Raw genomic sequence first — 22999 nt, 5'->3', positions numbered from 1 at the left:
CCATCAAACGCCCTCGCGTCGCCGCTGGAGCGAACTCGCCACAAGAGTTGAAAGGATGAGCACCGTGCCGATGACCACGATCGTCGCGTCGCCCTTGACACCGGTCAGGGCCAGCCCGTTTTTCAGGAGTTGGATCATCGCGAGGCCGACCACCGTGCCCCAGATCGTGCCGACGCCCCCGAATATGCTGGTGCCGCCGAGCACCACCGCCGCGATCACGTCGAGCTCGTAGCCGATCCCCATGTCCGAACGGGTGGTGGTCACGCGCGAGACAAGAACACAGGCCGAGAGGCCGGCCATAAGCCCCGACAGCGTGTAGATGATCAGCTTGACCCGATCGACCGGCAAACCGGAAAAGCGCGCGGCGGTCTCGTTGTTGCCGATCGCATAGAGTGTTCGGCCGAAAGTGGTGCGGTCTAGAACGATTGCCGTGACCACGATCGCGATCAGCAAGAGCCAGAGCTGCGCCGGTACGCCGAAGAGGTTTTCCTGCCCGATGAAGTAGAACCATTCCGGATAGCCGCGCACCGAACGCGCTTGGCTGATCCCTTCGGCGAGCCCACGATAGAGCGCGAGCGTCGCGATCGTCATGATCAGCGGTGGGACTTTCACCCTGGTGATGACGATCCCATTGAGGAATCCCGCAGCTGCACCCACGAGCAGCGAGAAGCAGATGGCCAGCGGCAAGGGAAGGCCGAATACCTTCCAGGAATAGCCGAGCAGGATCGCGCAAAGCCCGACGATCGAGCCCACCGAGAGATCGATACCGCCGGTGATGATGATGAAGGTCATCGGCAGTGCGATCAGCCCGACCTCGGTCGTCAGCCTGCCTTGATTGAGCAGATTGTCGAGCGTGAGGAAGCGGCTGTTCAAGCCTCCGAGCACGATCAATGCAATGAGCAGGATCACCGCAAGCATGGTCTCGTGGCGCAGCAGCCACCAGGGCACGAGACGTTTGGCGGTGTGGGGAAGAGGGATTTCGCTCATTGCGCTCATGCTCCGGCCATACGCCGGCGCCGCAGAATGTCGGCGATCACGGTCACGAGGATGAGCACGCCCTGGACCGCGCGAATCCAGTAGGGCGAGATGTCAATGAAGACCAGCGCGCTGGCGATCTCGGCGATCAGAACGGCGGCGAGCGTCGAGCCGACCACCGTACCGGCGCCGCCGAGGATGCTGACGCCGCCGACGACCGACGCGGTGATGATCGTCAGCTCGAGATTCGGCGGCACGGTCGACTGGATGACGCGCAGCTGCGTCGCATAGAGCAGGGCGGCCGCCCCCGCGAACAAGCCATGCAGCGCAAAGACCATCACGATCGTGCGCGGCTGCGAGATCCCGCAGAGCCGCGCCGCTTCGGCGTTGCCGCCGACGGCGTAGATCGCACGGCCCGAGGCCGAATAGCGCATCCACAGCGCCGCCAGGATCGTCACCAGGATCATGAGAAAAACCGGAAACGGCAGCTCGCCGAAGAGCTCGATATCCGCGAGGTGGAAACTGTCGGGCAGGTCGGTGATCCATTTGCCCCCCGTGACGCTGATCAAGCCGCCTTTGAGGATCGACAGCATGCCGAGCGTCACCACGATCGCCGGAATGCGCAGATAGGCAATGATCGCGCCTTGCAACGCCATCACGGCGATGCCGGCAACGAGCGCTGCCAGCCAGGCGACCACGATCGGCGCGCCGTTCACGGCCAGCGTACCGCTGATCGTCGCCAGAACGCCGATCAGCGCGCCGACGGAAATATCGATGTTGCCGGAGATGATCACCATCGACATGCCGACTGCGGCGACCGCGATATAGGCATTGCCGAGCAGCACGTCGGAAAGGTTGCGTGCCGCCAGAAAGCGCGGATTGTAAAGGCCGACCGCGATGGCGAGCCCGATCACGGCGATCGCGAGCAAAGCCTCTTGCGAGGCAAGCGCCTTCAGCCACCGCCGCGGACTAACTTCGGCACTGGCCAAGGTCACCGTCGTCATGCCGCTTTCTCCGCGTTTTCATGACTGCCCATCATCGCTGCGCCGATTGACTGCTGGGTTGCTTCTTCGCGTGAGAATTCGGCAACGATACGGCCTTCGCGCATCACGAGCACGCGGTCGCTCATGCCGAGCACCTCCGGCAACTCGCTTGAAATCATCAGGATGGCAAGCCCCTGGGCCGCAAGCTCGCCCATCAGCCGATGGATCTCCGCCTTGGCGCCGACGTCGATGCCGCGCGTCGGCTCGTCGAGGATCAACAGCTTTGGCTCGTTGGCCAGCCATTTGCCGAGCACGATCTTCTGTTGATTGCCGCCGGAGAGCTTGCCCACGATCTGCTCGAGCGAGCTCGTCTTGACCGCAAAGCGAGTGATGCCGTCGCCGGCCAGCTTGCGCTCGGCGCCGCGATCGATGAAGCCGCCGAATGCGACCTTGCCGAGCGCGGCGAGGCTGAAGTTCTCGCGCACCGTCATCGGCCGCACCAAGCCCTGGGTGCCGCGATCCTCGGGAACATAAGCGATGCCCAAAGACCGCGCCTGGGCCGGCGAGCGAATGTTGACTTGCCGCCCGGAGATCCGGATTTCGCCGTTATCGGCCGGGGTGACGCCGAAAATAGTTTGCGCGAGCTCGCTGCGACCGGAGCCGACGAGGCCGGAAAGGCCGACGATCTCGCCGGCACGCACCGTGAACGAGACGTTTTTCGTCAGGGGCCGACGTTCAAGGTCCTTCACTTCCAGCACCGGCTGACCGATCGGAACCGTCATCTTCGGGAACAGGCTTTCGATCCTGCGGCCGACCATCAATTGCACGAGCTCGGCCGCGTCCGTGTCGACGACCCGCTTGGTCGCGACATGCGTGCCATCGCGCAGCACTGTGACACGATCGGCGATCGCGAAGATCTCGTCGAGCCGATGGCTGATATAGATCACGGCGACGCCGCGGGCTTTCAGCCTGCGGACGATGTCAAACAGCCGCGTCACGTCGTACTCGGTCAGGGCCGCGGTCGGCTCGTCCATGATGAGAATGCGCGCATCCTGCGACAGCGCGCGCAGGATTTCAACGCGCTGGCGATTGCCGACGCTGAGGGAGCCGACGACCCGGTCGGCTTGCAGATCATGGATTTCGAGCGAAGCGAGTAGCGCATTCGTCTTCTCGTGCATGGCCCGCCAATCGATCCGGCCGAGGCCAGCGCGGGGCGCATGCCCCATGAAGATGTTCTCTGCGACCGTGAGCTCCGGAAACAGCAGCAGCTCTTGATAGATCGTGGCGATGCCGGCGCGCCTGGCATCGTCCGGTCGCGCGAGATCGACCTGCTTGCCGTTCACGAGCACCTCGCCCCGATCGGGCGGGAACACGCCGGAAACGATCTTGATCAGCGTCGACTTGCCAGCACCGTTCTCGCCGAGCAGGGCGTGAACTTCGCCCCTGGCGGCATCGAACGAGACGCCGGACAACGCCCGCACGCCCGGAAAAGACTTCTCGATCGCGCGCACCGCCAGAAGCGGTACCGCGGGAGCGTCACCGTGCGGGTCGGTTGTCATGGTCACGCCGCCGCAGTGGTTTGAGCGCCTGGATCTACGACAACGACGCGGACACCATGCTCGCGCAGCATGTCGAGTGCGTCGTTCGGCGCATCGGAATCGGTGATCAGCGTATCGATGCGCGAGAGCGGGCAGACGACCAGACTGCCGCGCGAGACGAATTTCGAGGAATCGGCGAGCACGATCAGCTTGTCGGCACGTTTCAGCAGTTTTGATTCGGCGCGGGCGAGCAGGGGGTCGCCCTCGATCACGCCGAGCGGTCCGATCGAGATCGCACTCATGAACATCCGCGTCGCCGAATAGTGCTGAATCGCATCCTCTTCAAAGGGGGAGACGATCATGCCCTGCTCACGATAGACTTCGCCACCCGGCAAGGCGACGCGGCATTTCGACGTGTGGATCAGCCCGTCGGCGAGCAGATAGGAATTGGTCAACACCTTCAGGCGGCGCTCGCGCAGATACTCGCCCATCTGATAGGTGGTCGTGCCGCCATTGATGATGATCGTCTCGCCATCGGCGCAGAGGGCGACTGCCGCTTTCGCGATGGCGCGCTTGGCGTCGATATTGAGCGTCTGGCTGACGTCGAAGGAGCGGGTGGCAAGCGAAAGGATGTCGCCCGGTGCGTTGGTGGTTTCCGGCAGGGCTTCGAGTCCGCCGTGCACCCTGATCGCGACACCTTGCTCGGCGAGCCTGGCGAAATCGCGCCGTATCGAGGCTTCGGAGACGCCGGTCGCACGACAGGCATCCGCGATGCGTACCAGCGACCGCTCGCGCAAGAGTGTCTTGATGACCTGCCAGCGTTCCCGCTCGTGCACGCCGTCCTCCCTTTTGCCCGTAAATAGGTCACGCTCTCGAACCGTGGTCAACTGTAAACCGTCAAATTCGCTCAATATCGCGCTGCATCAATCATATTGCGTCGCAGTGTTGATCGTCAGTGATTGACCTTGATTGAATCTGTGGCCTAATCTGCCCGGAGATCAAGCACACAGGGAGAACGCCTAATGAGCGAGGTCGCGGCCACGCCCCTGCCAAATCTATGGGACGACGCGTTCGCTGCCGGGCTCGATGAAGCAGGCCAGTTGCTGTATCGCTCGAACCTGCTCGGAGCCGATCTACGCATCACCAATTTCGGCGGCGGCAACACCTCGGCCAAGATCGAGATGAAGGATCCGCTGACGCGCGAGAACGTGCGCGTGCTCTGGGTCAAAGGCTCTGGCGGTGACATTGGCTCGATGAAGCGCGACGGCTTTTCGACGCTGTACCTCGACAGGCTCGAGAGCCTGAAAGGGCTCTATCGCGGCCTCGCCCACGAGGACGAGATGGTCGCCTTGTTCAATCACTGTACCTTCGATCTCAATCCGCGCGCGACGTCGATTGATACGCCTTTGCATGCCTTCGTACCGCACCGGCACGTCGATCACGTCCATGCCGATGCGGTCATCGCCATTGCCGCCTCAGAAGACGCTGAGCGTCTGACCCGAGAGGTCTTTGGCGGTAAGCTCGGATTCCTGCCGTGGCAGCGGCCCGGCTTCGATCTCGGCCTGAAGCTCGGCGAGATGGCCGCGCGCCATCCTGACTATGTCGGCGTGGTCCTCGGCGGCCATGGGCTCTTCACCTGGGCCGAGACGTCGAAAGCCTGTTACGAGATGACTTTGCGCGTGATTCAGCAGGCGGCCGATTGGCTTGCCGCGCATGAACAGAATCCGGCCTTCGGCGGCGCCAAGGTCCAGACGGCCTTGCCGGAAAAGCGCCGTGCGATCGCGGCCCGGCTGATGCCGCTGATCCGCGGCAAGATCTCTGCGGATGAGCGCAAGATCGGCCATTTCACCGATGCCCCGGAGGTGCTGGAGTTCGTCAACTCCCAGGCGCTGACGAAGCTGGCGCCGCTTGGCACCTCCTGTCCGGATCACTTTCTTCGCACCAAGATCCGGCCGCTGCTGCTGCCCTACGATCCCGCGCGCGACAATCTCGATGAGGTGATCGTCGGCCTCGATGACGTGCTCGCCGCTTACCGGCGCGATTACGCCGCCTATTACGAGCGCTGCAAGCATCCGAATTCGCCGGCCATGCGCGATCCCAACGCGGTCGTGTATCTCGCACCGGGAATCGGCATGTTCACGTTTGCCAAGGACAAGGCGACGGCCCGCGTCGCGGCCGAGTTCTACGTCAACGCGATCAACGTCATGCGGGGCGCCTCGGGCGTCAGCGCCTATGTCGGCCTTGCCGAGCAGGAAGCCTTCAATATCGAATATTGGCTGCTGGAGGAGGCCAAGCTCCAGCGCATGCCCAAGCCGAAATCGCTCGCCGGTCGGATCGCCTATGTGACCGGCGGCGCAGGCGGCATTGGCGGGGCGACCGCGCAGCGGCTGCTCGGTGAAGGCGCTTGCCTCGTCATTGCGGATATCGACGAGAAGGCATTGAACGAGGGCGTCGCGGCGATCGCCAAACGCCATGGCCGTGACGCGGCCATCGGTGTCAAGCTTGATGTGACCGACGAGGCGGCGGTGATCGCCTCGTTTGAAGAAGCCGCGCGCGCGTTCGGCGGCATAGATATCGTCGTCTCGAATGCCGGGATTGCCTCGGCTTCGCCTGTCGAGGACACGAGTCTCGGACTGTGGCAAAAGAACATGGACATTCTCGCCACCGGCTATTTCCTCGTCTCGCGCGAGGCATTTCGGCTGATGCAACGCCAGAACATCGGCGGCGCCATCATCTTCGTTGCTTCGAAGAACGGCCTCGCTGCTTCGGCTGGCGCTTCGGCCTATTGCGCCGCCAAGGCGTCGGAAATCCATCTGGCTCGCTGCCTGGCGCTGGAAGGAGCAGTGCATGGCATCCGCGTCAACACGGTCAATCCGGACGCGGTGTTGCGCGGCTCCAAGATCTGGGAGGGCGAGTGGCGCCAGCAGCGTGCGGCGTCCAATAAGGTCGCGGAGGACCAGCTCGAGGAAGTCTACCGCCAGCGTTCGATGCTCAAGCTGTCGGTATTCCCGGAGGATATCGCCGAGGGTGTCTACTTCTTCGCGTCCGACCTTTCGGCCAAGTCGACCGGCAACATCCTCAACGTCGATGCCGGCAACGCCCAGGCTTTCACACGATGAGCACGCCGTTTTCGATTAGCGCGGATTTCGTCGCCGAGCAGAACGCGCGGCTCGAAGGCGCGACCACTGAAGACTTCGACGCCCTGAAGCGCGCGCTGACGCGACACGGGATCGACGCAGAGGTCCTGGTGCAGAAGGTGATGGCCTTCGGTGTTGCCATTCCGACCTGGGGAGTCGGCACGGGAGGCACGCGATTTGCCCGCTTTCCGGGGCCGGGTGAGCCGCGCAATGTCTTCGAAAAGATCGATGATTGCGCCGTGATTCAACAATTGGCGCGGGCAACCCCGACGGTCTCGCCGCACATCCCGTGGGACAAGGTCGACGACTATGGCGCCTTGCGCGAACAGGCCGCGACGCACGGCCTTGCCTTCGATGCGGTCAACTCCAACACGTTCCAGGATCAGCCGGGGCAGGAGCTTTCGTACAAGTTCGGCTCGCTGTCACATACCGATGCGCGTGTGCGCGTGCAAGCCATCGCCCATAACGTCGAATGTATCGAGATCGGCCGCAAGCTCGGCTCGAAGGCACTGACCGTCTGGATCGCCGACGGCTCGAATTTCGCCGGCCAATCGAATCTGACCAAAGCGCTCGACCGCTATGTCGACGCGATGCGCGAGATCGTCGCGGCGCTGCCCGCCGACTGGCGGGTGTTCCTCGAGCACAAGCTTTATGAGCCGGCGTTCTACTCGACCGTGATCTCGGATTGGGGGACGAGCTTTGCTGTCGCGCAGGAGCTCGGGCCCAAGGCCTATTGCCTCGTCGATCTCGGCCATCATGCGCCGAACGTGAATATCGAGCAGATCGTTGCCCGGCTCGTCCGCTTCAACAAGCTCGCGGGTTTCCATTTCAACGATTCAAAATATGGCGACGACGATCTCGACAGCGGCTCGGTCGATCCGTTCCGGCTGTTTCTCGTCTTCAACGAGCTGATCGACGCCGAGCGTCGCAGGGCGGAAGGCTTCGCGCCCGCCTACATGATCGACCAGTCGCACAATGTGACCGATCCGATCGAGAGTCTGATGCAATCGGCGATCGAGTTGCAGCGCGCCTATGCGCAGGCGCTCATCGTCGATCGCGCAGCGCTTGAAGCGGCGCAAGAGGCCAATGACGCGCTCGGTGCGCATCTCGAATTGAAACGTGCCTTCACCACCGACGTCTCGCCGCTCCTCGCCGTCGCCCGCATGCGGGCCGGCGGGGCGATCGCGCCAATTGCGGCCTATCGCGCGTCCGGCTATCGGGGACGAAAGGCGATGGAACGTCCCGCGGCCGGCGGAACTTCGGCAGGCATCGTCTAGGGTAAGTGGCCCCTCGTTTTCAGGATGGTTGCTGGCCGCACGAGGTGCCGGCCTTTGCGCTTTGAGCGTTTCAAACGAATCCGCGCCGCGCTAGCTAGGTGAGCCGGATCCAGGCTCCATTGGCTGCGGATGATCTCACCGCGGCGTCTATGAACTTGATCCCGGCGAGGCCGTCCTCGACCGTCGGATATATCGGCGGATCCAGTGTCGAGCGGGCCTGCGGGGCCCTGATGGCACGCGCCGCCTCGGCATAGATCGTAGCGAAACCTTCGAGATAGCCCTCGGGGTGACCGGAGGGAATGCGGGTGACGCGGCTCGCCTCGCCCAAGGCACCGGCCCCGCCGCGGGTCAGGAGCTGCTTGGGCCGGCCGTAAGGCGTAAACCAGAGCTGGTTTGGATTCTCCTGCGCCCATTCGAGACCGGCTTTGCTGCCATAGATGCGCAGCGTGAGGCCGTTTTCATTGCCGACGGCGACCTGACTCGCCCACAGCATGCCCTTGGCGCCGCCCTTCCACTTCAGGAGAATTTGAACGTCGTCGTCGAGGCGCCGTCCCTCGACGAAGGTCGACAGCTGGGCCAGCAGTTCGTCGAGCTCGAGGCCGGTGACGAAGCAAGCGAGATTGTAGGCATGAGTTCCGATGTCGCCGATGCAGCCGCCGGCGCCGGAACGCGTGGGGTCCGTGCGCCACGCCGCCTGCTTCTGGCCGCTGGCCTCCAATCGCTCCGTCAACCAATCCTGCAGATACTCGGCCTGGACCAGACGGATCTCGCCGAGATCGCCGTTCGCGATCATGGCGCGGGCCTGCCGGATCATGGGATAGCCCGTGTAATTGTGCGTCACCACAAATACCCTGCCTGTCTTCCGGACCAGCGCGACCAGCTCCTCGGCCTCGGCGACGGTCGTCGTGAGCGGCTTGTCGCAGATGACGTTGATCCCGGCTTCAAGGAAGGCCTTCGCGACCGGGCCATGCATGTGGTTGGGGGTTACGATCGAGACCGCTTCGATGCCGTCCGCTCGCGCAGCCTCAGCCCTCGCCATCTCCTCGAAGGAGCCATAGGCACGGTCGTCGGCGATGCCGAGCTCCTTTGCGGAGGCCTTGGCTCGAACCGGATCTGACGCGAGCGCACCCGCGACCAGCTCGAACTGGTCGTCGATGCGAGCGGCAATGCGATGGATGGCGCCGATAAAGGCCCCCTGACCGCCGCCGACCATGCCGAGCCGGATACGACGATGGCCGCCAGCTTCGTTGCTTGCTTCAATAGGCATATTGGTCCTCTCGCTCAGGAAATGCCCAGCATCTTGCGGTTCGCTGCGTCGTCGGTGCCGGAGCCTGCGAAATCGTCGAAGGCTTTCTCGGTGACCCGTATGATATGGCTTTTGATGAACTCGGCACCCTCGCGCGCACCTTGCTCGGGATGTTTCAGCGCGCATTCCCATTCGAGCACTGCCCAGCTGTCGTAGTCGTATTGCGTGAGCTTCGAGAAGATTGCGCCGAAATCGACTTGGCCATCGCCGAGCGAGCGGAAGCGGCCAGCACGGTCGACCCAGCTTTGAAACCCGCCATAGACACCCTGGCGGCCCGTCGGATTGAATTCCGCATCCTTGACGTGGAAGGCCTTGATACGTTCGCGATAGATGTCGATGTAGTCGAGGTAGTCGAGCTGCTGCAGCACGAAGTGCGAGGGGTCGTAGAGCAGATTGGCGCGCCTGTGGTTATTTACCCGCTCCAGGAACATCTCGTAGGAGACGCCGTCGTGCAAATCCTCGCCCGGGTGGATCTCATAGGCGAGATCAACGCCATGCTCGTCCGCGTAGTCGAGGATCGGCCGCCAACGCTTAGCGAGCTCGTCGAAGGCGGCCTCGACGAGGCCGACCGGGCGCTGCGGCCAAGGATAGATGTAGGGCCAGGCTAGCGCGCCGGAGAAAGTCGCTTGTGCCGTGAGTCCGAGGCGCCTGGAGGCAAAGATCGCACGCTTGACCTGGTCGACGGCCCACTCTGTGCGGGCCTTGGCGTTGCCACGCACCTCCGGCACGGCAAAGCCGTCGAATGCGGCATCATAGGCGGGGTGAACGGCAACGAGCTGGCCTTGGAGATGGGTCGAGAGCTCGCTGATCGCAAGCCCGTGGTGCGCCGCGATTCCCTTCACCTCATCGGCATAGTCCTGCGACTCCGAGGCCTTCTTGAGGTCGAAGAGCCGCGCATCCCAGGTCGGGATCTGAACCCCCTCGTAGCCGAGCGAGGCGGCCCATCCGCAGATCGAGTCGAAGGAGTTGAATGGCGGCGCGTCGGCCGCGAACTGAGCCAGGAATATCGCCGGTCCCTTGATCATCTTCATCGAATGCTTCCTTGTACCTGCAGGCTCTAGCAGCATGCGTCCGCTGAGCTCGATATTCACCAAACCGCGCCGCCTTCGCCGGTTCCAGGTGAACACACCTGGGGATTGTCCTGCTTCAGAACGTTTCCCCGGCCCACAGCGCCATCGCATCGAGGTCGGACAGCGGCGCCGGTCGCTCGACACGCGAGTGTACTGCGATCTCTCCGCCCTCGACGCTCGCCTTGAGGATCGCGTGCTTCACCTCCAGAGCGTGGCTCGCCAGCGCGCCGGAGGAGCGGTGTGGCGTGCCGTGCAGCACCGCACTTGCGAGTTCGGCGACGCCCAGGCAACGATAGTTGGCCTGGTTCGGCATGTGATCTGCCCAATTCGGCGAACGCCAGTTGGGCTTGCCGAACGGCCGGTCGTCAGCCGTAACCGAGATCCAGTCGCCACCCTTCTCGGTGTATTGCACCGCGCCGCCGAAAAAGTTGGGGTCCGGTACGCGCAGTGAGCCTTCAGTGCCGTAAAGCTCAATCGGCGGATGTCCGTGCTTCCAGACGTCCCAGCTCATCGCGAAGATGATGTCGGCGCCTGACTCGAAATGCAGCAGCGACATCACCGTCGTCGGGGTTTCAACCGCGATCGTCTTGCCGTTCATCGGCCCCTTCGAGGTGACGAGTCGCGAGGCGAAGCCGGCGCTCGCGCGCCCCTGCACCAGCGCGACGGGACCCAACAGGTTGATGAGCGCCGCGAGATAATAGGGCCCCATATCGAGGATCGGCCCGCCGCCGGGCTTGAAGAAGAAGGTTGGATCGGGATGCCAGTGCTCCATGCCATGCGACATCAGAAAGCAGGTGCCGTAAAGCACTTTGCCGATCCGTCCCGTATCCACCAACTCGCGCGCCAGCCGTGCGCCGCCGCCGAGAAAAGTATCCGGCGCGCAGCCGATCTTCAGATCGCGACGCGCTGCCTCCGCGACCAAGGTCGCAGCGTCGTTGGCCTCCACCGTGATCGGCTTTTCGCCAAACACGTGCTTGCCGGCGTTAAACGCCGCGTGGCTGACGCCGTAATGTGCATTCGGCGTGGTGAGATTGACGACGATCTGGATATCGGGGCGCGCAAGTAGTGCTTCGATCGACAAAGCCTCGATGCCGAACTGCGCCGCTTGGGCTTGCGCGGCCTCAGGGCGCAGGTCGGCGCAGGCGATCAGCTTGAGATCGCGAAATCTCGGCATGTTGTGCATGTAGATCGTCGAGATGTTGCCGCATCCGACGATGCCGACTCCCAGCTTGCTCATGATCCGCTCCCCGTCACGCCCACGACGACACGGTCTCGCGCGCCCTGCGGGCGAAACGAGCAACGTCGTTCGGCTTGTCGTGTTCAGCGACAAACAGAGAAACCCCGGCCTCCCTCATCGCCGCGCGCAGCGCCGGCCAGTCCATGATGCCGTACCCGGGATCGGCCCAGCCGTCCTCGTCGGCGCACTGCCCCGATGGCGCGAGATCCTTGATGTGGCAGGCGACCAGGCGCTGCGCATGCTTCTTGATTTCGGCGACCGGATCGCCGCCACCCCGCACGATCCAGGCGAGATCGGCCTCCCAGACGAGGTCGGGGGCCTCCTCGAATAGGCATTCGAGATAAGTCTTGCCGCTCGCGCTGCGGCCATATTCCCAATGATGGTTGTGCCAGCCGAATTTGACTCCCTCGCTCGTCACCGCCTTTCCGATTTCGGCAAGCTCGCGCCCGATGCCGCGCCATTCCTTTTCTCCGCCCTCGCGCTCGCCCAAGGGTGGGGCCGGTGCGAAGATGGTTTCGATGCCGAGTCCCTTGCACATCCTCGCCGTGCCGACCGCATCCTCGCGCAGTCGGTCGAGCCCGACATGGGCACTCGGCGCGGTCATCCCGTGGACATCGAGGAGCCTCTTCAATGTCTCGGGATCGTTGAACAGCGCACCCCAGGGCTCGACCATGGTGTAGCCGAGGCCGGACAGCAGCGCGAACTGCGCCTCGAGCGGGGTGATGGAGCGGGCAGAATAGAGCTGAATGGAGAATCGGTCGATCGGCTTGGTCATGTCTCGCTTTCTGCTGGGTGAAAGATCTAAAGGCGCTGTCCGCTCGTCTCGTCGAACAGCGACATGGCGTCGGCGGGGAAGCGGACGGTCAACGTGTCTCCCACACGCACTTGCGTGTCGGCGTCATGGCGGAGGGAGAAGGCGGTGCCATCAGCAAGGCGGCACCAGATCAACGTGTCGGCGCCCATCGGCTCGACCATCTCGACACGCGCGGACACAGACGACGGATCGTTGGACGCAGTCAACTCGATATGCTCGGGCCGTATGCCGAGAACGGCCGGCGCCTCGGTCGGCTGGCCGCGGAAGGCGTAACCGGTCAGGCTCAGCCGGTTTACGCCGGCGATGAATGCGACCTCGCTGCCACGCGCGAGCTTGCCGGGAATGAAGTTCATTGCGGGTGAGCCGACGAAAGAAGCGACGAAGCGGTTGACGGGCTCGCGATAGATCTTCTTCGGCGTATCGAGCTGCTGGATCACGCCACCCTGCATCACGGCGATCCGGTCCGCGAGAGTCAGCGCCTCGATCTGATCGTGCGTCACGTAGATCATCGTGGCGCCGAGCCGTGCGTGCAACCGCTTGATCTCGACCCGGAGCTCGGCGCGCAGCTGGGCGTCCAGATTGGAGAGCGGCTCGTCGAACAAATACACGCCGGCATGACGCACGAGCGCCCGTCCGATCGCGACGCGCTGGCGCTGGCCGCCCGAGAGCTCGCTGGGGCGGCGTTCGAGGAGATTGGTGAGCCGCAGCATCTGCGCGGCCTCAGCGACCCGGCGCTCGATCTCGCTCTGCGGTGTGCGCGCAACCTTCAGCCCGAACGACATGTTCCGGCGCACGCTCATGCGCGGATAGAGCGCGTAGCTCTGGAATACCATCGCGATGCCGCGATCCTTCGGTTCTGCCCAGGTGACATCACGGCCGCCGATGTGGATCTCGCCACCCTTGACCTCGATCAACCCGGCGATGGCGTTGAGCAAGGTCGACTTTCCGCAGCCGGAGGGCCCGAGCAGCACGAGGAACTCGGACGCGCCGACATGGAGATCGAGATTCTCCAAGACCTTCAGGCCGCCAAAGCCGATCTGGAGGCTCCTGATATCGACGTTCGATTTCTGCATGCTGGGTCAGCCTTTCACCGCGCCGGCGGCGATGCCGCGCACGAACCAGCGGCCGGATCCGAAATAAACGGCGAGCGGCAATAGCGCAGTCAGCAGCGTTGCCGCCATGTCCACATTGTAGGCGCGCTCACCTTGCGTCGAATTGACGATGTTATTGAGCTGCACCGTCATCGGCAGATTGTCGCGGCCGGCGAAGACCAGCCCAAGGATAAAATCGTTCCAGATGCCGGTCGTCTGCAAGATCACCGCGACCACGATCATGGGAGTGGCCATCGGCATCATGATCCGGGCATAGATCTGGTAGAAGCCGGCGCCGTCGACGCGGGCGGCCTTGAACAACTCCACCGGAAGCGATGCGAAATAGTTGCGGAATAGCAGCGTCATCGTTGGAAGGCCGAAAATCGTGTGGATGATCACGATGGTGAAGAGCGACTGCCCGAGCCCGGTGAAGGAGAACACGCGAACCAAGGGGTAGATGAACACCTGATATGGAATGAACGCGACGACCATCATCGCGCCGAACAGGATGTTGGCGCCGCGCACACGCCATAGTGACAGCGCGTAGCCGGTGAGCGATCCGACCAGGATGGAGATCGCGACCGACGGCACCAGGATACGCAGCGAGTTGAGAAAACCGACCTTGATGCCCTGGCACGTCAGTCCGGTGCAGGCCGACGTCCAGGCCTTGACCCACGCGTCGATGCTGGGCGCTATCGGCAAGGCCAACAGATTGCCTTGCCGGATCTCTGCCATCGGCTTCAGCGAAGTGACGACCATCACGTAGAGCGGCAGCAGGAAGTAGAGCGCGGTAATGAAGATGAAGGCATAGAGGCCCCAGCGCGCCGGGGTCATGCGCTTCGACCGCCGTGCAGCGGGCAAAGTCTGCGCCACTGCAGTCATCGTACCTCTCCTTTGCGTGTGCGCCAGTAGAGATAGGGCGCCACCACCGCGACCACCGTGATCAGCATGGTCGTGGCCGCCGCCGTCGCAAGTCCGATATTGGCGCGTTCGAACAGATGATCCATGACGAACTTGGCGGGAACCTCCGAAGCGATGCCGGGCCCGCCATTGGTCATCGCGACCGAGAGGTCGTAGAGGCGCACCACGCCTGTCGAGAGCAGCACCGCGGCGGTGGCAAAGCTCGCCCCCATCATCGGAATGATGATCGACACATAGACCCGCCATTTCGGCAGGCCGTCGACTCGCGCCGCCTTCCAGATCTCCTCGTCGACGCCGCGCAGGCCGGCGAGCATGATGGCCATCACCAGTCCCGAAGCCTGCCAGACGCCCGCGACGACCAGGCAGTAGATTGCGGTCTCCGGCCGTACGATCCAGTCGAACGTCGCGCCTTCGAAGCCCCAGCTGCGCAGCACATGCTGGATGCCGAGCGTCGGGTTGAGGAGCCATTGCCAGACCAGCCCCGTGACGACGAAGGACATCGAATAGGGGTAGAGATAGATCGAGCGGATCGTGTCCTCGGCGCGTACCCGCTGATCGATCGCAACCGCCAACAGGAAGCCGATCAGAAGCGCGAGCGAAACGAACAGCACACCGTAGATGACGATGTTGTGGACCGAGGTGATCCAGCGGTCGTTGCCGAGCAATATCTGATACTGCCGGAGCCCGACGAAATTGTTGTTCGGCAGCATGCGCGAACTGGTCAGCGAGATCCAGACGGTCCAGCTCGTGGCGCCGATATAGACGACGAGCATCACCAGCAACGCCGGCAAGAGCGCGGAGATCGCGGAAAGTCGGGAGTTCAGCGAAAGACGCATCGTATCGCCGGATTAGAGAGAGGTTGACGGGCAGGAGAGGCGGCCGACAGGTCGTCAACCGCCTCTCGTCATGCATCACTCCTGGGACTTCAGCGCCGCAACGACCTTGGCAGAGAATTCATCTGCGCTCATATTGGTGTTCCAATATTGCGAGATGGCATCCTGCAGCGCGCCGATCAGCGCAGGCGGCGCCAGCATGTCGCCGGACGGCATTTGCTGGGCTTTGTCTGCGACATAGCGCATGCCCTTTTGGGCGCAAGCGTCGAGTGCGGACGTATCGACATCGCTACGGACCGGGATCGAACCCTTCTTGAGCGCAAACTGGATCTGGGTCTCGGGCGTCAGCATCAGCCGCGCCAATGTCATCTGCGCCTTTGTCGTGGATGGGTCTTTCGCTTTCGGGAATACGAACACGTCGCCGCCCATCACATAGCCGCCATGGCCATTGGACAGCACCGTGCAGCCATAGTCCTTGTCGGCGACCTTGCCCGCCGCGATGAATTCACCCTTGGCCCAGTCGCCCATGATCTGCATTCCGGCTTTGCCCTGGATGACGAGGTTGGTCGCGTCATTCCAGTTGCGGCCGGGAGCGCCGGGATCGACATAGTCCTTGAGCTTCTTGTACGTGACGGCCACCGCCTTGAATTCGGCGCTCCCTGCCAGCGACGCGTCGCGCTTGCCGAGTATGCCGGTCCACATCTGTGCGCCGCCGACACCGATCATGACCGCGTTGAAGAGGTTTTGCTCCCAGTTCTTCTGGCCCGAGAAGGCCAGCGGGATCACCTTGCCCTCGGCCTTGAGCTTGTCGAGAATGGCGAGAGCGTCATTCCAGGTCTTCGGCTCGTCGGCGCCGACGGAGGCGAGCACGGCCTTGTTGTACCAGAGCCAATTCTGACCATGGATGTTGATCGGCACCGCATACATCTTGCCTTCGCGGGTCGCCGCGGCAATGATCGCAGCGGGCATCACGCCTTTCCAGTTGCCTTCGGTTGCAATCGCGTCGATGTCAGCGAGCAGGCCGCCTTCCACCAACTCGTCGAACTGCTTGCCGGTGTTGAGCTGCATGGCGGTCGGCGGATTGCCGGCGACGGTGCGACTGATTGCGGCGTTTCGTGCATTTGCCGCGCCAGCGACCGCGCTGTCGATCCAGGTGCCGCCGGCCTTGGTGAATTGATCGGCAAACACCTTCACTGCGGCGGCCTCGCCGCCAGAGGTCCACCAGTGAATGACCTCGGCCTTCATCTCCTCTGCGGAGACCGGCACCGAGGCCCAGGCCGCGGCGACAATCGCCACCGATGCGAACAGTGTGCGCTTCATCATTCCCTCCCGGATCTGCCTTTGCAGGCTTGTGTAATTCGTCTTGCGGCCCTTGGGGCTCGTTGCGGCTTTACATACCGGATGTAATCGATTACATTTTCATCGTAGCAGAACTTCGAGTTTTTGCAAGTCCCGTTATCACGCCGCGGCGGCGAGGCTCGACATGGCCAAACGACCCAGAGTGACACGGCCAGGTGCGGCCAAGATCGCCGACGTGGCGCGGCTGGCCGGCGTCTCGGTTGCGACCGTCAGCCGGACCTTGGCGCGGCCCGAGGTCGTGATCGAGGAGACCCGAACGCGCGTGCTCGCCGCCGTGCGTGAAACCGGCTACACGCCGAACATTTCCGCACGGAACCTGCGTGTCCGAAAGACCATGGTCGTGCTGGTGGCGGTGCCGGACATCGCGAACCCGTTCTTCGCCGAGGTTTTGGAGGGCATCGACGATACGTTGTCGGCCGCCGGCTACGGGCTCATCATCGCCAACCTGGCCGGATCCCCGGAGAAGGAGGCGCGCTATGTCGACCTGGTGTGCGCCGGCCAGGTTGACGGTGTGCTGCTCTTGTGCGGCCATGTCATGCGCAGCCCCAACCGCGACTTGCGCGACGCGCGCGTGCCACTGGTTGCCGCCTGCGAGTACATTTCCGGTGAGAGCTTCCCTCAGGTCACAATCGACAATATCGGCACGGCGAGCGAGGCGGTGCGGCACCTGGTGGAGCTGGGACACAGAAGTATCGCCTATCTGTCTGGACCGAAGTCCAACATTCTCGAGCAGCAGCGTTTTGCGGGCTACCGGCAGGCCTTGCAGGGAACGGGGATCGCGGTTGACGAAGGCTTGATCCTGCGTGGCGACTTCACTTTCCGCACCGGTGTCGACGCCGGCCGGGCGCTGCTGGGGCTCAAACCGGCGGCGCGGCCGACCGCGCTGTTTGCAGCCAATGACGAGATGGCCATTGGCCTGATCAAAACGGTGCGCGCGGCGGGCCTGCAGGTCCCGAAGGATCTTTCCGTCGTCGGCTTTGACGGCATTGCTTATTCGAACTATTGCGAGCCGACTCTGACGACCGTCGTCCAGCCCCGTCGTGATCTCGGTGCGACGGCTGCGGCTGAATTGATCGCGCTCATGACAACGGGCAGGGCTCCGATCAGGAAGGAGACCCAGCTTCCCGCTAAGCTGATCTTACGGGACAGCACGTGCCGGCCCCCTGCATGAGGCCGGGCTCGCCTTCGTTCCGTCACAACGAAGTTTACCCGGTCCCCGCTGCAGGCGGTGGCTACGAGTCCGAACCATCCAGGGCGGACGACACTGCGCTGGACCGGTATCCTCCTCTTTACGCGTAGGCCGTCGATCCGTCCGGACGGCGCGGCACCTTGCGCTGCCAATGAACGTAATCCTCCTTGCCGAGCACTTCCATGTCCATCTCGACGCCCCAGCCCGGTCGATCGGGCCGCAACTCGAGATAGCCGTCCTTCGGCAGGTAAGGGTCCTTGACGTACAAGGTGTCCTGCGAGCGGTCTGGCGTGATGTTGGGATCGCCGCTGCCGTCGCCGAAGGCATAGGCCGCGCCGTGCGGCAGTCGGTATTCGAGGATCCGGAAGTTCGGCTGCGCAGCGGAGAAATGCAGATTCACGGCGGTGGCGAGCGGTCCCATCGGATTGTGCGGGGCGACGGTCACGTAGTGCGCCTCGGCCAGGGTGGCGATCCGCCGCATTTCCGAAATCCCGCCGACCACGCAGATGTCGGGCTGGATGATGTCGCAGCCCTTGACCGACAGCAGCCGCAGGAATTCGAAGCGGTTGTAGAGGGACTCTCCGGTCGCGAGCGTGCAGGTGAGCCCGCGCTTCAGCTCGCCCCAGGCCTCGATGTTCTCGGGTCGGATCGGCTCTTCGAAGAATAGGGGATCATAGGGCGCGAGCGCATTGCCGAGCTGGATCGCCTGTCCGACCTCGAAGATCTTGGCGTGCGCGTCGAAAGCGATCTCGTAGTCCGGGCGCACCGTCTCGCGCAGCTTGCGGAAATACTCCGCACTGGTACGCACGACCTCGCCCCAGCGTTGCGCATGCATGTCGATCCGGTAGGGGCTGAGCTTGAAGGCCGTCAGGCCCCATTCAGCGTTGAGCCTGTCGAATTCGTCGCGGGCAATCGCTGCGTCAGGCGCGGTATAGACACCGGCATAGACGCGGACGCGGTCGCGCACGTTGCCGCCGAGCAGCCGGTAGACCGGGACGTTGAGCGCCTTGGCCGAGATGTCCCAGAGGCAATGATCGACCGCGGAGATCGCGGCAAGGCCCAGCGCGCCGGGCGGAAAGCGGCATTGCTGCAGCAGATACTGGATCAGATATTCGATCCGCCGCGGATCTTCGCCGCGGATGAAGGTGAACAGATAGTCCAGCAGCGGCTCCAGCGCCTTGTCGGGTCCGTGATTGTAGCACTCGCCCCAGCCGGTCAGCCCGTCGTCGGTATCGATGGCAATGATCAGGCGAGGGCGGTCCTTGTCGCGTGACATAAAGGCCCGCAGGCGGTCGATCTTCACGGATTATCTCCATCCATTTGCTTGTTCTCGCGCCGGAACCGACGCTGGGATTGTTTCAGGCCGCCGTGTAGCGGTGCCGCCGGTGAATGCTGCGTGCCCGCGGGTCCGGTCGCGGAATGGCCGACAGCAGCGCCTGCGTGTAGGCGTGGGTCGGCGCGTTGCAGACCTGCTCGGCGGAGCCGGTTTCCACCACCCGGCCGCGATACATCACCGCCACGCGATCGCACATGTAGCGGATCACGCCGATGTCGTGGCTGATGAAGACGTAAGACAGTCCGAGCTTGTCCTGCAGGCCCATCATCAGGTCAAGCATCTGCGACCGCAGCGAGACGTCGAGCGCGGACGTCGCCTCGTCGGCGACGATGATGCGCGGATTGAGCGCGATCGCGCGCGCAATGCCGATCCGCTGGCGCTGGCCGCCGGAGAAAGCGTGCGGGTAGCGCTCGCGCCAGGACGGCTCCAGACCGACCTGCTGCAGCAGATCGGCTACACGGTCGTCGAGCTCCTTGCCGGCCGCGATCCTGTTGACGAGCAGCGGCTCGCCGACGATCTGGGCCACCGTCATGCGTGGATTGAGCGAGCCGACAGGGTCCTGGAAGATCATGCGTATCTCGCGCCGGCAGGCCTTCAGCGTCTCCTTGTCGGCCCTGACGAGATCGAGGGTACTGCCGTCCGGCCGGCGATACTCGATCGCGCCGGCGCTGGGATCGTAGATCCGCAGCAAGCAACGTCCCATGGTGGTCTTGCCCGATCCGGACTCACCGACAATGCCCAGCGTCTCGCCTGGCTTCACGGTCAGCGAGACATCGTCGACGGCCTTGAGCGCGTTTTTTCCAGAACCGAACTGCATGGTGAGGTTGCGGACCTGCAGCACCGGCAGCGTCTCGTCGGCGATCGGGGCGCGACGAAGCCGGATCTCAGCCTTCTGCTCCAGCTTCAGCACGGAGCCGATCAGCATTCGCGTATAATCGTTCTGCGGCGAATGGAAGATGGCGTCCACCGTGCCGCTCTCCATCACCTTGCCGCGATGCATCACCAGCACGTCATCGGCTATCTCGGCGACGACGCCCATGTCGTGGGTGATGAACATCACGGCCATGCCGTGCTGCTGCTGCAGCCGCCGGATCAGGTCGAGGATCTCCGCCTGCGTGGTGACGTCGAGCGCGGTCGTGGGCTCGTCGGCGATCAGGAGCGAAGGGTTGCAGGCCAACGCCATCGCGATCATGACGCGCTGGCGCATGCCACCGGAGAATTCGAAGGTGTAGCGGTCGATGGCCCGCTCGGCATTGGGGATCTCGACCTGCTTGAGCAGCTCGACGCAGCGCGCGCGGGCCTGCTTCTTTCCCATGTCGAGATGCAGCCGCAACACCTCCATGATCTGGTCGCCGACGGTGTGGACCGGCGATAGCGACGACATCGGTTCCTGGAAGATCATCGCGATCTCGCGGCCGCGTACCGCGCGGATCTCCCGTCCGCGGGGATTGAGCTTGGCGAGGTCCACCGACGTTCCGTCAGCTCGGTGCAGCATCATCGCGCCGGACACGATGCGGCCGGGCGCATCCACGATCTGTAGAATCGAACGGGCGGTCACGCTTTTGCCCGAGCCACTTTCGCCGACGATGCAGAGCGTCTTGCCGCGCTCGAGCGTCAGCGACACGCCATCGACGGCCCTGACGACGCCGCTTCGTACCGGGAAGTGCGTCACGAGATCCTTCACCTCGAGAATGAGCGAGGGAGGTGTTGCCGTGCGCGCGCCGGCATGGGTTGCGAGATCGATCAGGCTCATTTGTTGTACGGATCTGCGGCGTCGCGCAGCCCGTCTCCCAGGAAATTGAGGGCGATCACGGCGATCACCACTGCGGCGCCGGGTGCAAACAGCCACGGCGCGGTTGCGATTGATCGGATGTTCTGGGCTTCGCGCAGCAGCACGCCCCACGAAATGGTCGGTGGCTGCAGGCCGAGGCCGAGGAAGCTCAGCGAGGTTTCCGCCAGGATCATGGCCGGGATCGCCAGCGAGATCGACGCGATGATGTGGCTGGTAAAGCTCGGCAGCATGTGACGGAAGATCACCCGCCATTCGGACGCGCCGTCGAGTCGTGCCGCGGTGACGAACTCCTCGGTGCGCAGGCTGAGGAAGCGGCCGCGTACGACGCGCGCGAGCTGGGCCCAGGCGGTGAGGGAGAGGATCAGCGTGATCATGAAGTAGTTGAGCGTCGCTGGCCAATCGTGCGGCAGGGCCGCCGACAGCGCGAGCCAGATCGGAATGCTGGGCAGCGACAGCACGAACTCGATCAGCCGCTGGACTGCGAAATCGATCCGTCCGCCATAATACCCGGAAAGCCCACCGAGCACGATGCCGATGGTTAGCGACAGCAGCACGCCGGCGAGACCGACCGACAACGAGATCTGAGCGCCCTGCATGATGCGGCTATAGACACAGCGGCCGAGCCGGTCGGCGCCGAACAGGAACACCGGCTGATTCTTGTTGTCGGTGGCGATCAGATGGGTCGTGGTATCGAACAGGCCAAACAGCTTGTAGGCGTAGCCGGTGCCGAAGAACCGGATGTAGCTCTTGCGCGCCTCATCCTCGTGGTAGACCGCCTGCAGCGTCTGCGGATCACGCTTGAGCGCATAGGGATGGATGTAGGGCCGGATCGACCAGCTGCCGTCGGCTGCGGTGTCGATGATATGGACCACCTGGGGCGGGTGGTAGGCGGCGCGCGCATTCTGCTGCGACGGATCGTTGACGGCGAAGAAGCCGGGCGCTGCGGCGACGATGTAGAAGAACGCGGTAACGACGAGCCCGGCCATGGCGAGGCGGTGGCGCTTGAACGCCCACCACACCAGTTGCCACTGCGATGCGACCGCGAGCTGGCGGCTGTCGACGTGTGAAATGGCGATATCGGTCATGATTTTGATCCCGGCCTATTCAAGCCTGATGCGCGGGTCGACGAGGGCGAGCAGGATGTCGCTGATGAGCGAGCCGACCAGCGTCAGTGCGCAGATCAGGAGGACGAAGGCGCCGGCCAGATACATGTCCTGGCTCATCAGGGACTGCAGCAGAAGCGGTCCCGCCGTCGGCAGACTGAGCACGATGGCGACGATGATCGAACCGGAGACGAGGTTCGGAAGCAACCAGGAGATCGTCGAAATGAAGGGATTGAGCGCGAGCCGCAGCGGGTATTTCACCAGGAGATGGAATTCCGACAGGCCTTTCGCGCGCGCGGTGGTGACGTAGGGCTTGTTGAGCTCGTCCAGCATGTTTGCGCGCATGACGCGGATCAGGCTGGCGGTGCCGGAGGCCGCGAGGATGATGACTGGAATCCAGAGATGGTGCAGCAGGTCGAGGATCTTGCCGAAGCTCCAGGGCGCGTTGACATAGGCCTCGGAGAAAAGTCCGCCGACCTCCTGGCCGAATTCGACGGCGGCGATGTACATCAGCACCAGCGCGAGCAGGAAGCTGGGAATCGCGAGTCCGAGGAAACTGAAGAAGGTGACGACGTAGTCGCCGATCGAATATTTCTTGACCGCCGAGAAGACGCCGACCGGTAGCGCGATGCCCCAGGTGGCGAGCAGGGTCGAAAACGTCAGCACCAGCGTCAGTGCCATCCGTTCCCAGATCAGGTTGCTGACCGGCTGCTGCCATTCGAAGCTGAGGCCGAAATCGCCGTGCAGCAGAATGCCGCTGATCCATTTCAGATACTGGATGATCATCGGCTGATCGAGCCCGAAGCGGGCGCGCAGGTCGGCGGCGGTGGTCTGGTCGACGACCTCGTTCGACGCGGCCAGCGTCGCGATAAAGGTCGTGACGTAATCGCCGGGAGGCAGCTGGATGAGGACGAACGCCAGGAAACTCACCACGATGAGCGAGGGCACCATCCAGAGAAGGCGCTTGGCGATGAAGCGGAGCATGGTCCTGCCTGTTCAGGGAATTAGAGCCCGGCACACCGCGCGGTGCGGCCGGGC

The 22999-nt window shown here is 63.5% G+C and carries 19 protein-coding genes; 3 read left to right on the top strand and 16 right to left on the bottom strand.

The genetic code is table 11. The features are described 5' to 3' along the window. Positions 1-3: 3 nt before the first annotated feature. The 4 genes from ACWAT4_RS25880 to ACWAT4_RS25865 are packed head-to-tail and all read right to left on the bottom strand — an operon-like array spanning position 4 to position 4332. Positions 4-996: an ABC transporter permease gene (locus ACWAT4_RS25880; protein WP_212300658.1), complete on the bottom strand. Its 993-nt coding sequence runs from the start codon at positions 994-996 to the stop codon at positions 4-6. After that, positions 993-1979, bottom strand: a complete 987-nt coding sequence (locus tag ACWAT4_RS25875; RefSeq protein ID WP_449728392.1) for an ABC transporter permease — start codon at positions 1977-1979, stop codon at positions 993-995. Before ACWAT4_RS25875 ends, ACWAT4_RS25880 begins: the two co-directional genes overlap by 4 nt. After that, complete coding sequence (locus ACWAT4_RS25870; protein ID WP_449728391.1) at positions 1976-3517, bottom strand: sugar ABC transporter ATP-binding protein; 1542 nt, start codon at positions 3515-3517, stop codon at positions 1976-1978. The genes ACWAT4_RS25875 and ACWAT4_RS25870 overlap by 4 nt, the downstream gene beginning before the upstream one ends. Positions 3518-3519: 2 nt before the next feature. Next, positions 3520-4332 carry a DeoR/GlpR family DNA-binding transcription regulator gene (locus ACWAT4_RS25865; protein WP_212426768.1) on the bottom strand — a complete coding sequence of 271 codons (813 nt, stop codon included), beginning with the start codon at positions 4330-4332 and terminating at the stop codon, positions 3520-3522. Between the two features lie 186 nt (positions 4333-4518). Between ACWAT4_RS25865 and ACWAT4_RS25860 the strand changes: the two genes are divergently transcribed. Both ACWAT4_RS25860 and rhaI read left to right on the top strand, forming a co-directional pair. Continuing rightward, positions 4519-6615, top strand: a complete 2097-nt coding sequence (locus tag ACWAT4_RS25860; RefSeq protein ID WP_212300662.1) for a bifunctional rhamnulose-1-phosphate aldolase/short-chain dehydrogenase — start codon at positions 4519-4521, stop codon at positions 6613-6615. Further along, on the top strand, positions 6612-7910 hold the full coding sequence (gene rhaI / locus ACWAT4_RS25855; RefSeq protein WP_212426770.1) for an L-rhamnose catabolism isomerase: 1299 nt from the start codon (positions 6612-6614) through the stop codon (positions 7908-7910). The genes ACWAT4_RS25860 and rhaI overlap by 4 nt, the downstream gene beginning before the upstream one ends. A 94-nt stretch (positions 7911-8004) precedes the next feature. Here rhaI and ACWAT4_RS25850 read toward each other — a convergent pair whose 3' ends face one another. The 8 genes from ACWAT4_RS25850 to ACWAT4_RS25815 form a co-directional block, all read right to left on the bottom strand. Beyond that, positions 8005-9177, bottom strand: a complete 1173-nt coding sequence (locus ACWAT4_RS25850; RefSeq protein ID WP_212426771.1) for a Gfo/Idh/MocA family protein — start codon at positions 9175-9177, stop codon at positions 8005-8007. 14 nt (positions 9178-9191) lie between these two features. Further along, positions 9192-10247, bottom strand: a complete 1056-nt coding sequence (locus tag ACWAT4_RS25845) for a sugar phosphate isomerase/epimerase family protein (protein ID WP_212426772.1) — start codon at positions 10245-10247, stop codon at positions 9192-9194. Between the two features lie 115 nt (positions 10248-10362). After that, on the bottom strand, positions 10363-11523 hold the full coding sequence (locus ACWAT4_RS25840; protein ID WP_212300666.1) for a Gfo/Idh/MocA family protein: 1161 nt from the start codon (positions 11521-11523) through the stop codon (positions 10363-10365). A 13-nt stretch (positions 11524-11536) separates the two neighbouring features. Continuing rightward, complete coding sequence (locus ACWAT4_RS25835) at positions 11537-12298, bottom strand: sugar phosphate isomerase/epimerase family protein (protein ID WP_212443969.1); 762 nt, start codon at positions 12296-12298, stop codon at positions 11537-11539. Positions 12299-12324: 26 nt separating this feature from the next. Next, a complete protein-coding gene (locus ACWAT4_RS25830; RefSeq protein ID WP_449728389.1) occupies positions 12325-13410 on the bottom strand; it encodes an ABC transporter ATP-binding protein in 1086 nt (361 codons plus the stop codon). Positions 13411-13416: 6 nt separating this feature from the next. Further along, complete coding sequence (locus ACWAT4_RS25825; protein ID WP_433995258.1) at positions 13417-14301, bottom strand: carbohydrate ABC transporter permease; 885 nt, start codon at positions 14299-14301, stop codon at positions 13417-13419. A gap of 5 nt (positions 14302-14306) precedes the next feature. After that, positions 14307-15185, bottom strand: coding sequence for a carbohydrate ABC transporter permease (locus ACWAT4_RS25820; RefSeq protein WP_449728388.1), 879 nt, complete (start codon positions 15183-15185; stop codon positions 14307-14309). Positions 15186-15260: 75 nt separating this feature from the next. Then, positions 15261-16505 carry an ABC transporter substrate-binding protein gene (locus tag ACWAT4_RS25815; protein ID WP_249148780.1) on the bottom strand — a complete coding sequence of 415 codons (1245 nt, stop codon included), beginning with the start codon at positions 16503-16505 and terminating at the stop codon, positions 15261-15263. 211 nt (positions 16506-16716) lie between these two features. On the opposite strand from ACWAT4_RS25815, the gene ACWAT4_RS25810 reads away from it, so the two are divergent. Beyond that, positions 16717-17712, top strand: coding sequence for a LacI family DNA-binding transcriptional regulator (locus tag ACWAT4_RS25810; RefSeq protein ID WP_449728387.1), 996 nt, complete (start codon positions 16717-16719; stop codon positions 17710-17712). Between the two features lie 118 nt (positions 17713-17830). Here ACWAT4_RS25810 and ACWAT4_RS25805 read toward each other — a convergent pair whose 3' ends face one another. The 4 genes from ACWAT4_RS25805 to ACWAT4_RS25790 are packed head-to-tail and all read right to left on the bottom strand — an operon-like array spanning position 17831 to position 22945. Next, positions 17831-19033: a mandelate racemase/muconate lactonizing enzyme family protein gene (locus ACWAT4_RS25805; protein WP_212300672.1), complete on the bottom strand. Its 1203-nt coding sequence runs from the start codon at positions 19031-19033 to the stop codon at positions 17831-17833. 55 nt (positions 19034-19088) lie between these two features. Further along, positions 19089-20819 (bottom strand): ABC transporter ATP-binding protein, encoded by a 1731-nt coding sequence (locus tag ACWAT4_RS25800; RefSeq protein ID WP_212443965.1) that lies wholly within the window; start codon positions 20817-20819, stop codon positions 19089-19091. Then, positions 20816-21943 carry an ABC transporter permease gene (locus tag ACWAT4_RS25795; RefSeq protein ID WP_212300674.1) on the bottom strand — a complete coding sequence of 376 codons (1128 nt, stop codon included), beginning with the start codon at positions 21941-21943 and terminating at the stop codon, positions 20816-20818. Before ACWAT4_RS25795 ends, ACWAT4_RS25800 begins: the two co-directional genes overlap by 4 nt. Positions 21944-21958: 15 nt before the next feature. After that, entirely contained in the window at positions 21959-22945 is a 987-nt protein-coding gene (locus ACWAT4_RS25790; protein ID WP_212443964.1) for an ABC transporter permease, read from the bottom strand. Positions 22946-22999: the final 54 nt, after the last annotated feature.

This window comes from Bradyrhizobium sp. T-1, from assembly GCF_053592855.1.
The sequence above is the reverse complement of the archived record's forward strand: the minus strand, read 5'-3'. Positions and strand labels throughout refer to the sequence as shown.

Excerpts from the sequence above, each read along its gene's own strand:
- ACWAT4_RS25880 (WP_212300658.1), bottom strand. The coding sequence starts at position 996 with ATGAGCGCAATGAGCGAAATCCCTCTTCCCCACACCGCCAAACGTCTC.
- ACWAT4_RS25875 (WP_449728392.1), bottom strand. The coding sequence starts at position 1,979 with ATGACGACGGTGACCTTGGCCAGTGCCGAAGTTAGTCCGCGGCGGTGG.
- rhaI (WP_212426770.1), top strand. The coding sequence starts at position 6,612 with ATGAGCACGCCGTTTTCGATTAGCGCGGATTTCGTCGCCGAGCAGAAC.
- ACWAT4_RS25835 (WP_212443969.1), bottom strand. The coding sequence starts at position 12,298 with ATGACCAAGCCGATCGACCGATTCTCCATTCAGCTCTATTCTGCCCGC.
- ACWAT4_RS25800 (WP_212443965.1), bottom strand. The coding sequence starts at position 20,819 with ATGAGCCTGATCGATCTCGCAACCCATGCCGGCGCGCGCACGGCAACA.
- ACWAT4_RS25850 (WP_212426771.1), bottom strand. The coding sequence starts at position 9,177 with ATGCCTATTGAAGCAAGCAACGAAGCTGGCGGCCATCGTCGTATCCGG.
- ACWAT4_RS25830 (WP_449728389.1), bottom strand. The coding sequence starts at position 13,410 with ATGCAGAAATCGAACGTCGATATCAGGAGCCTCCAGATCGGCTTTGGC.
- ACWAT4_RS25845 (WP_212426772.1), bottom strand. The coding sequence starts at position 10,247 with ATGAAGATGATCAAGGGACCGGCGATATTCCTGGCTCAGTTCGCGGCC.
- ACWAT4_RS25870 (WP_449728391.1), bottom strand. The coding sequence starts at position 3,517 with ATGACAACCGACCCGCACGGTGACGCTCCCGCGGTACCGCTTCTGGCG.
- ACWAT4_RS25820 (WP_449728388.1), bottom strand. The coding sequence starts at position 15,185 with ATGCGTCTTTCGCTGAACTCCCGACTTTCCGCGATCTCCGCGCTCTTG.
- ACWAT4_RS25790 (WP_212443964.1), bottom strand. The coding sequence starts at position 22,945 with ATGCTCCGCTTCATCGCCAAGCGCCTTCTCTGGATGGTGCCCTCGCTC.
- ACWAT4_RS25815 (WP_249148780.1), bottom strand. The coding sequence starts at position 16,505 with ATGATGAAGCGCACACTGTTCGCATCGGTGGCGATTGTCGCCGCGGCC.
- ACWAT4_RS25860 (WP_212300662.1), top strand. The coding sequence starts at position 4,519 with ATGAGCGAGGTCGCGGCCACGCCCCTGCCAAATCTATGGGACGACGCG.
- ACWAT4_RS25840 (WP_212300666.1), bottom strand. The coding sequence starts at position 11,523 with ATGAGCAAGCTGGGAGTCGGCATCGTCGGATGCGGCAACATCTCGACG.
- ACWAT4_RS25795 (WP_212300674.1), bottom strand. The coding sequence starts at position 21,943 with ATGACCGATATCGCCATTTCACACGTCGACAGCCGCCAGCTCGCGGTC.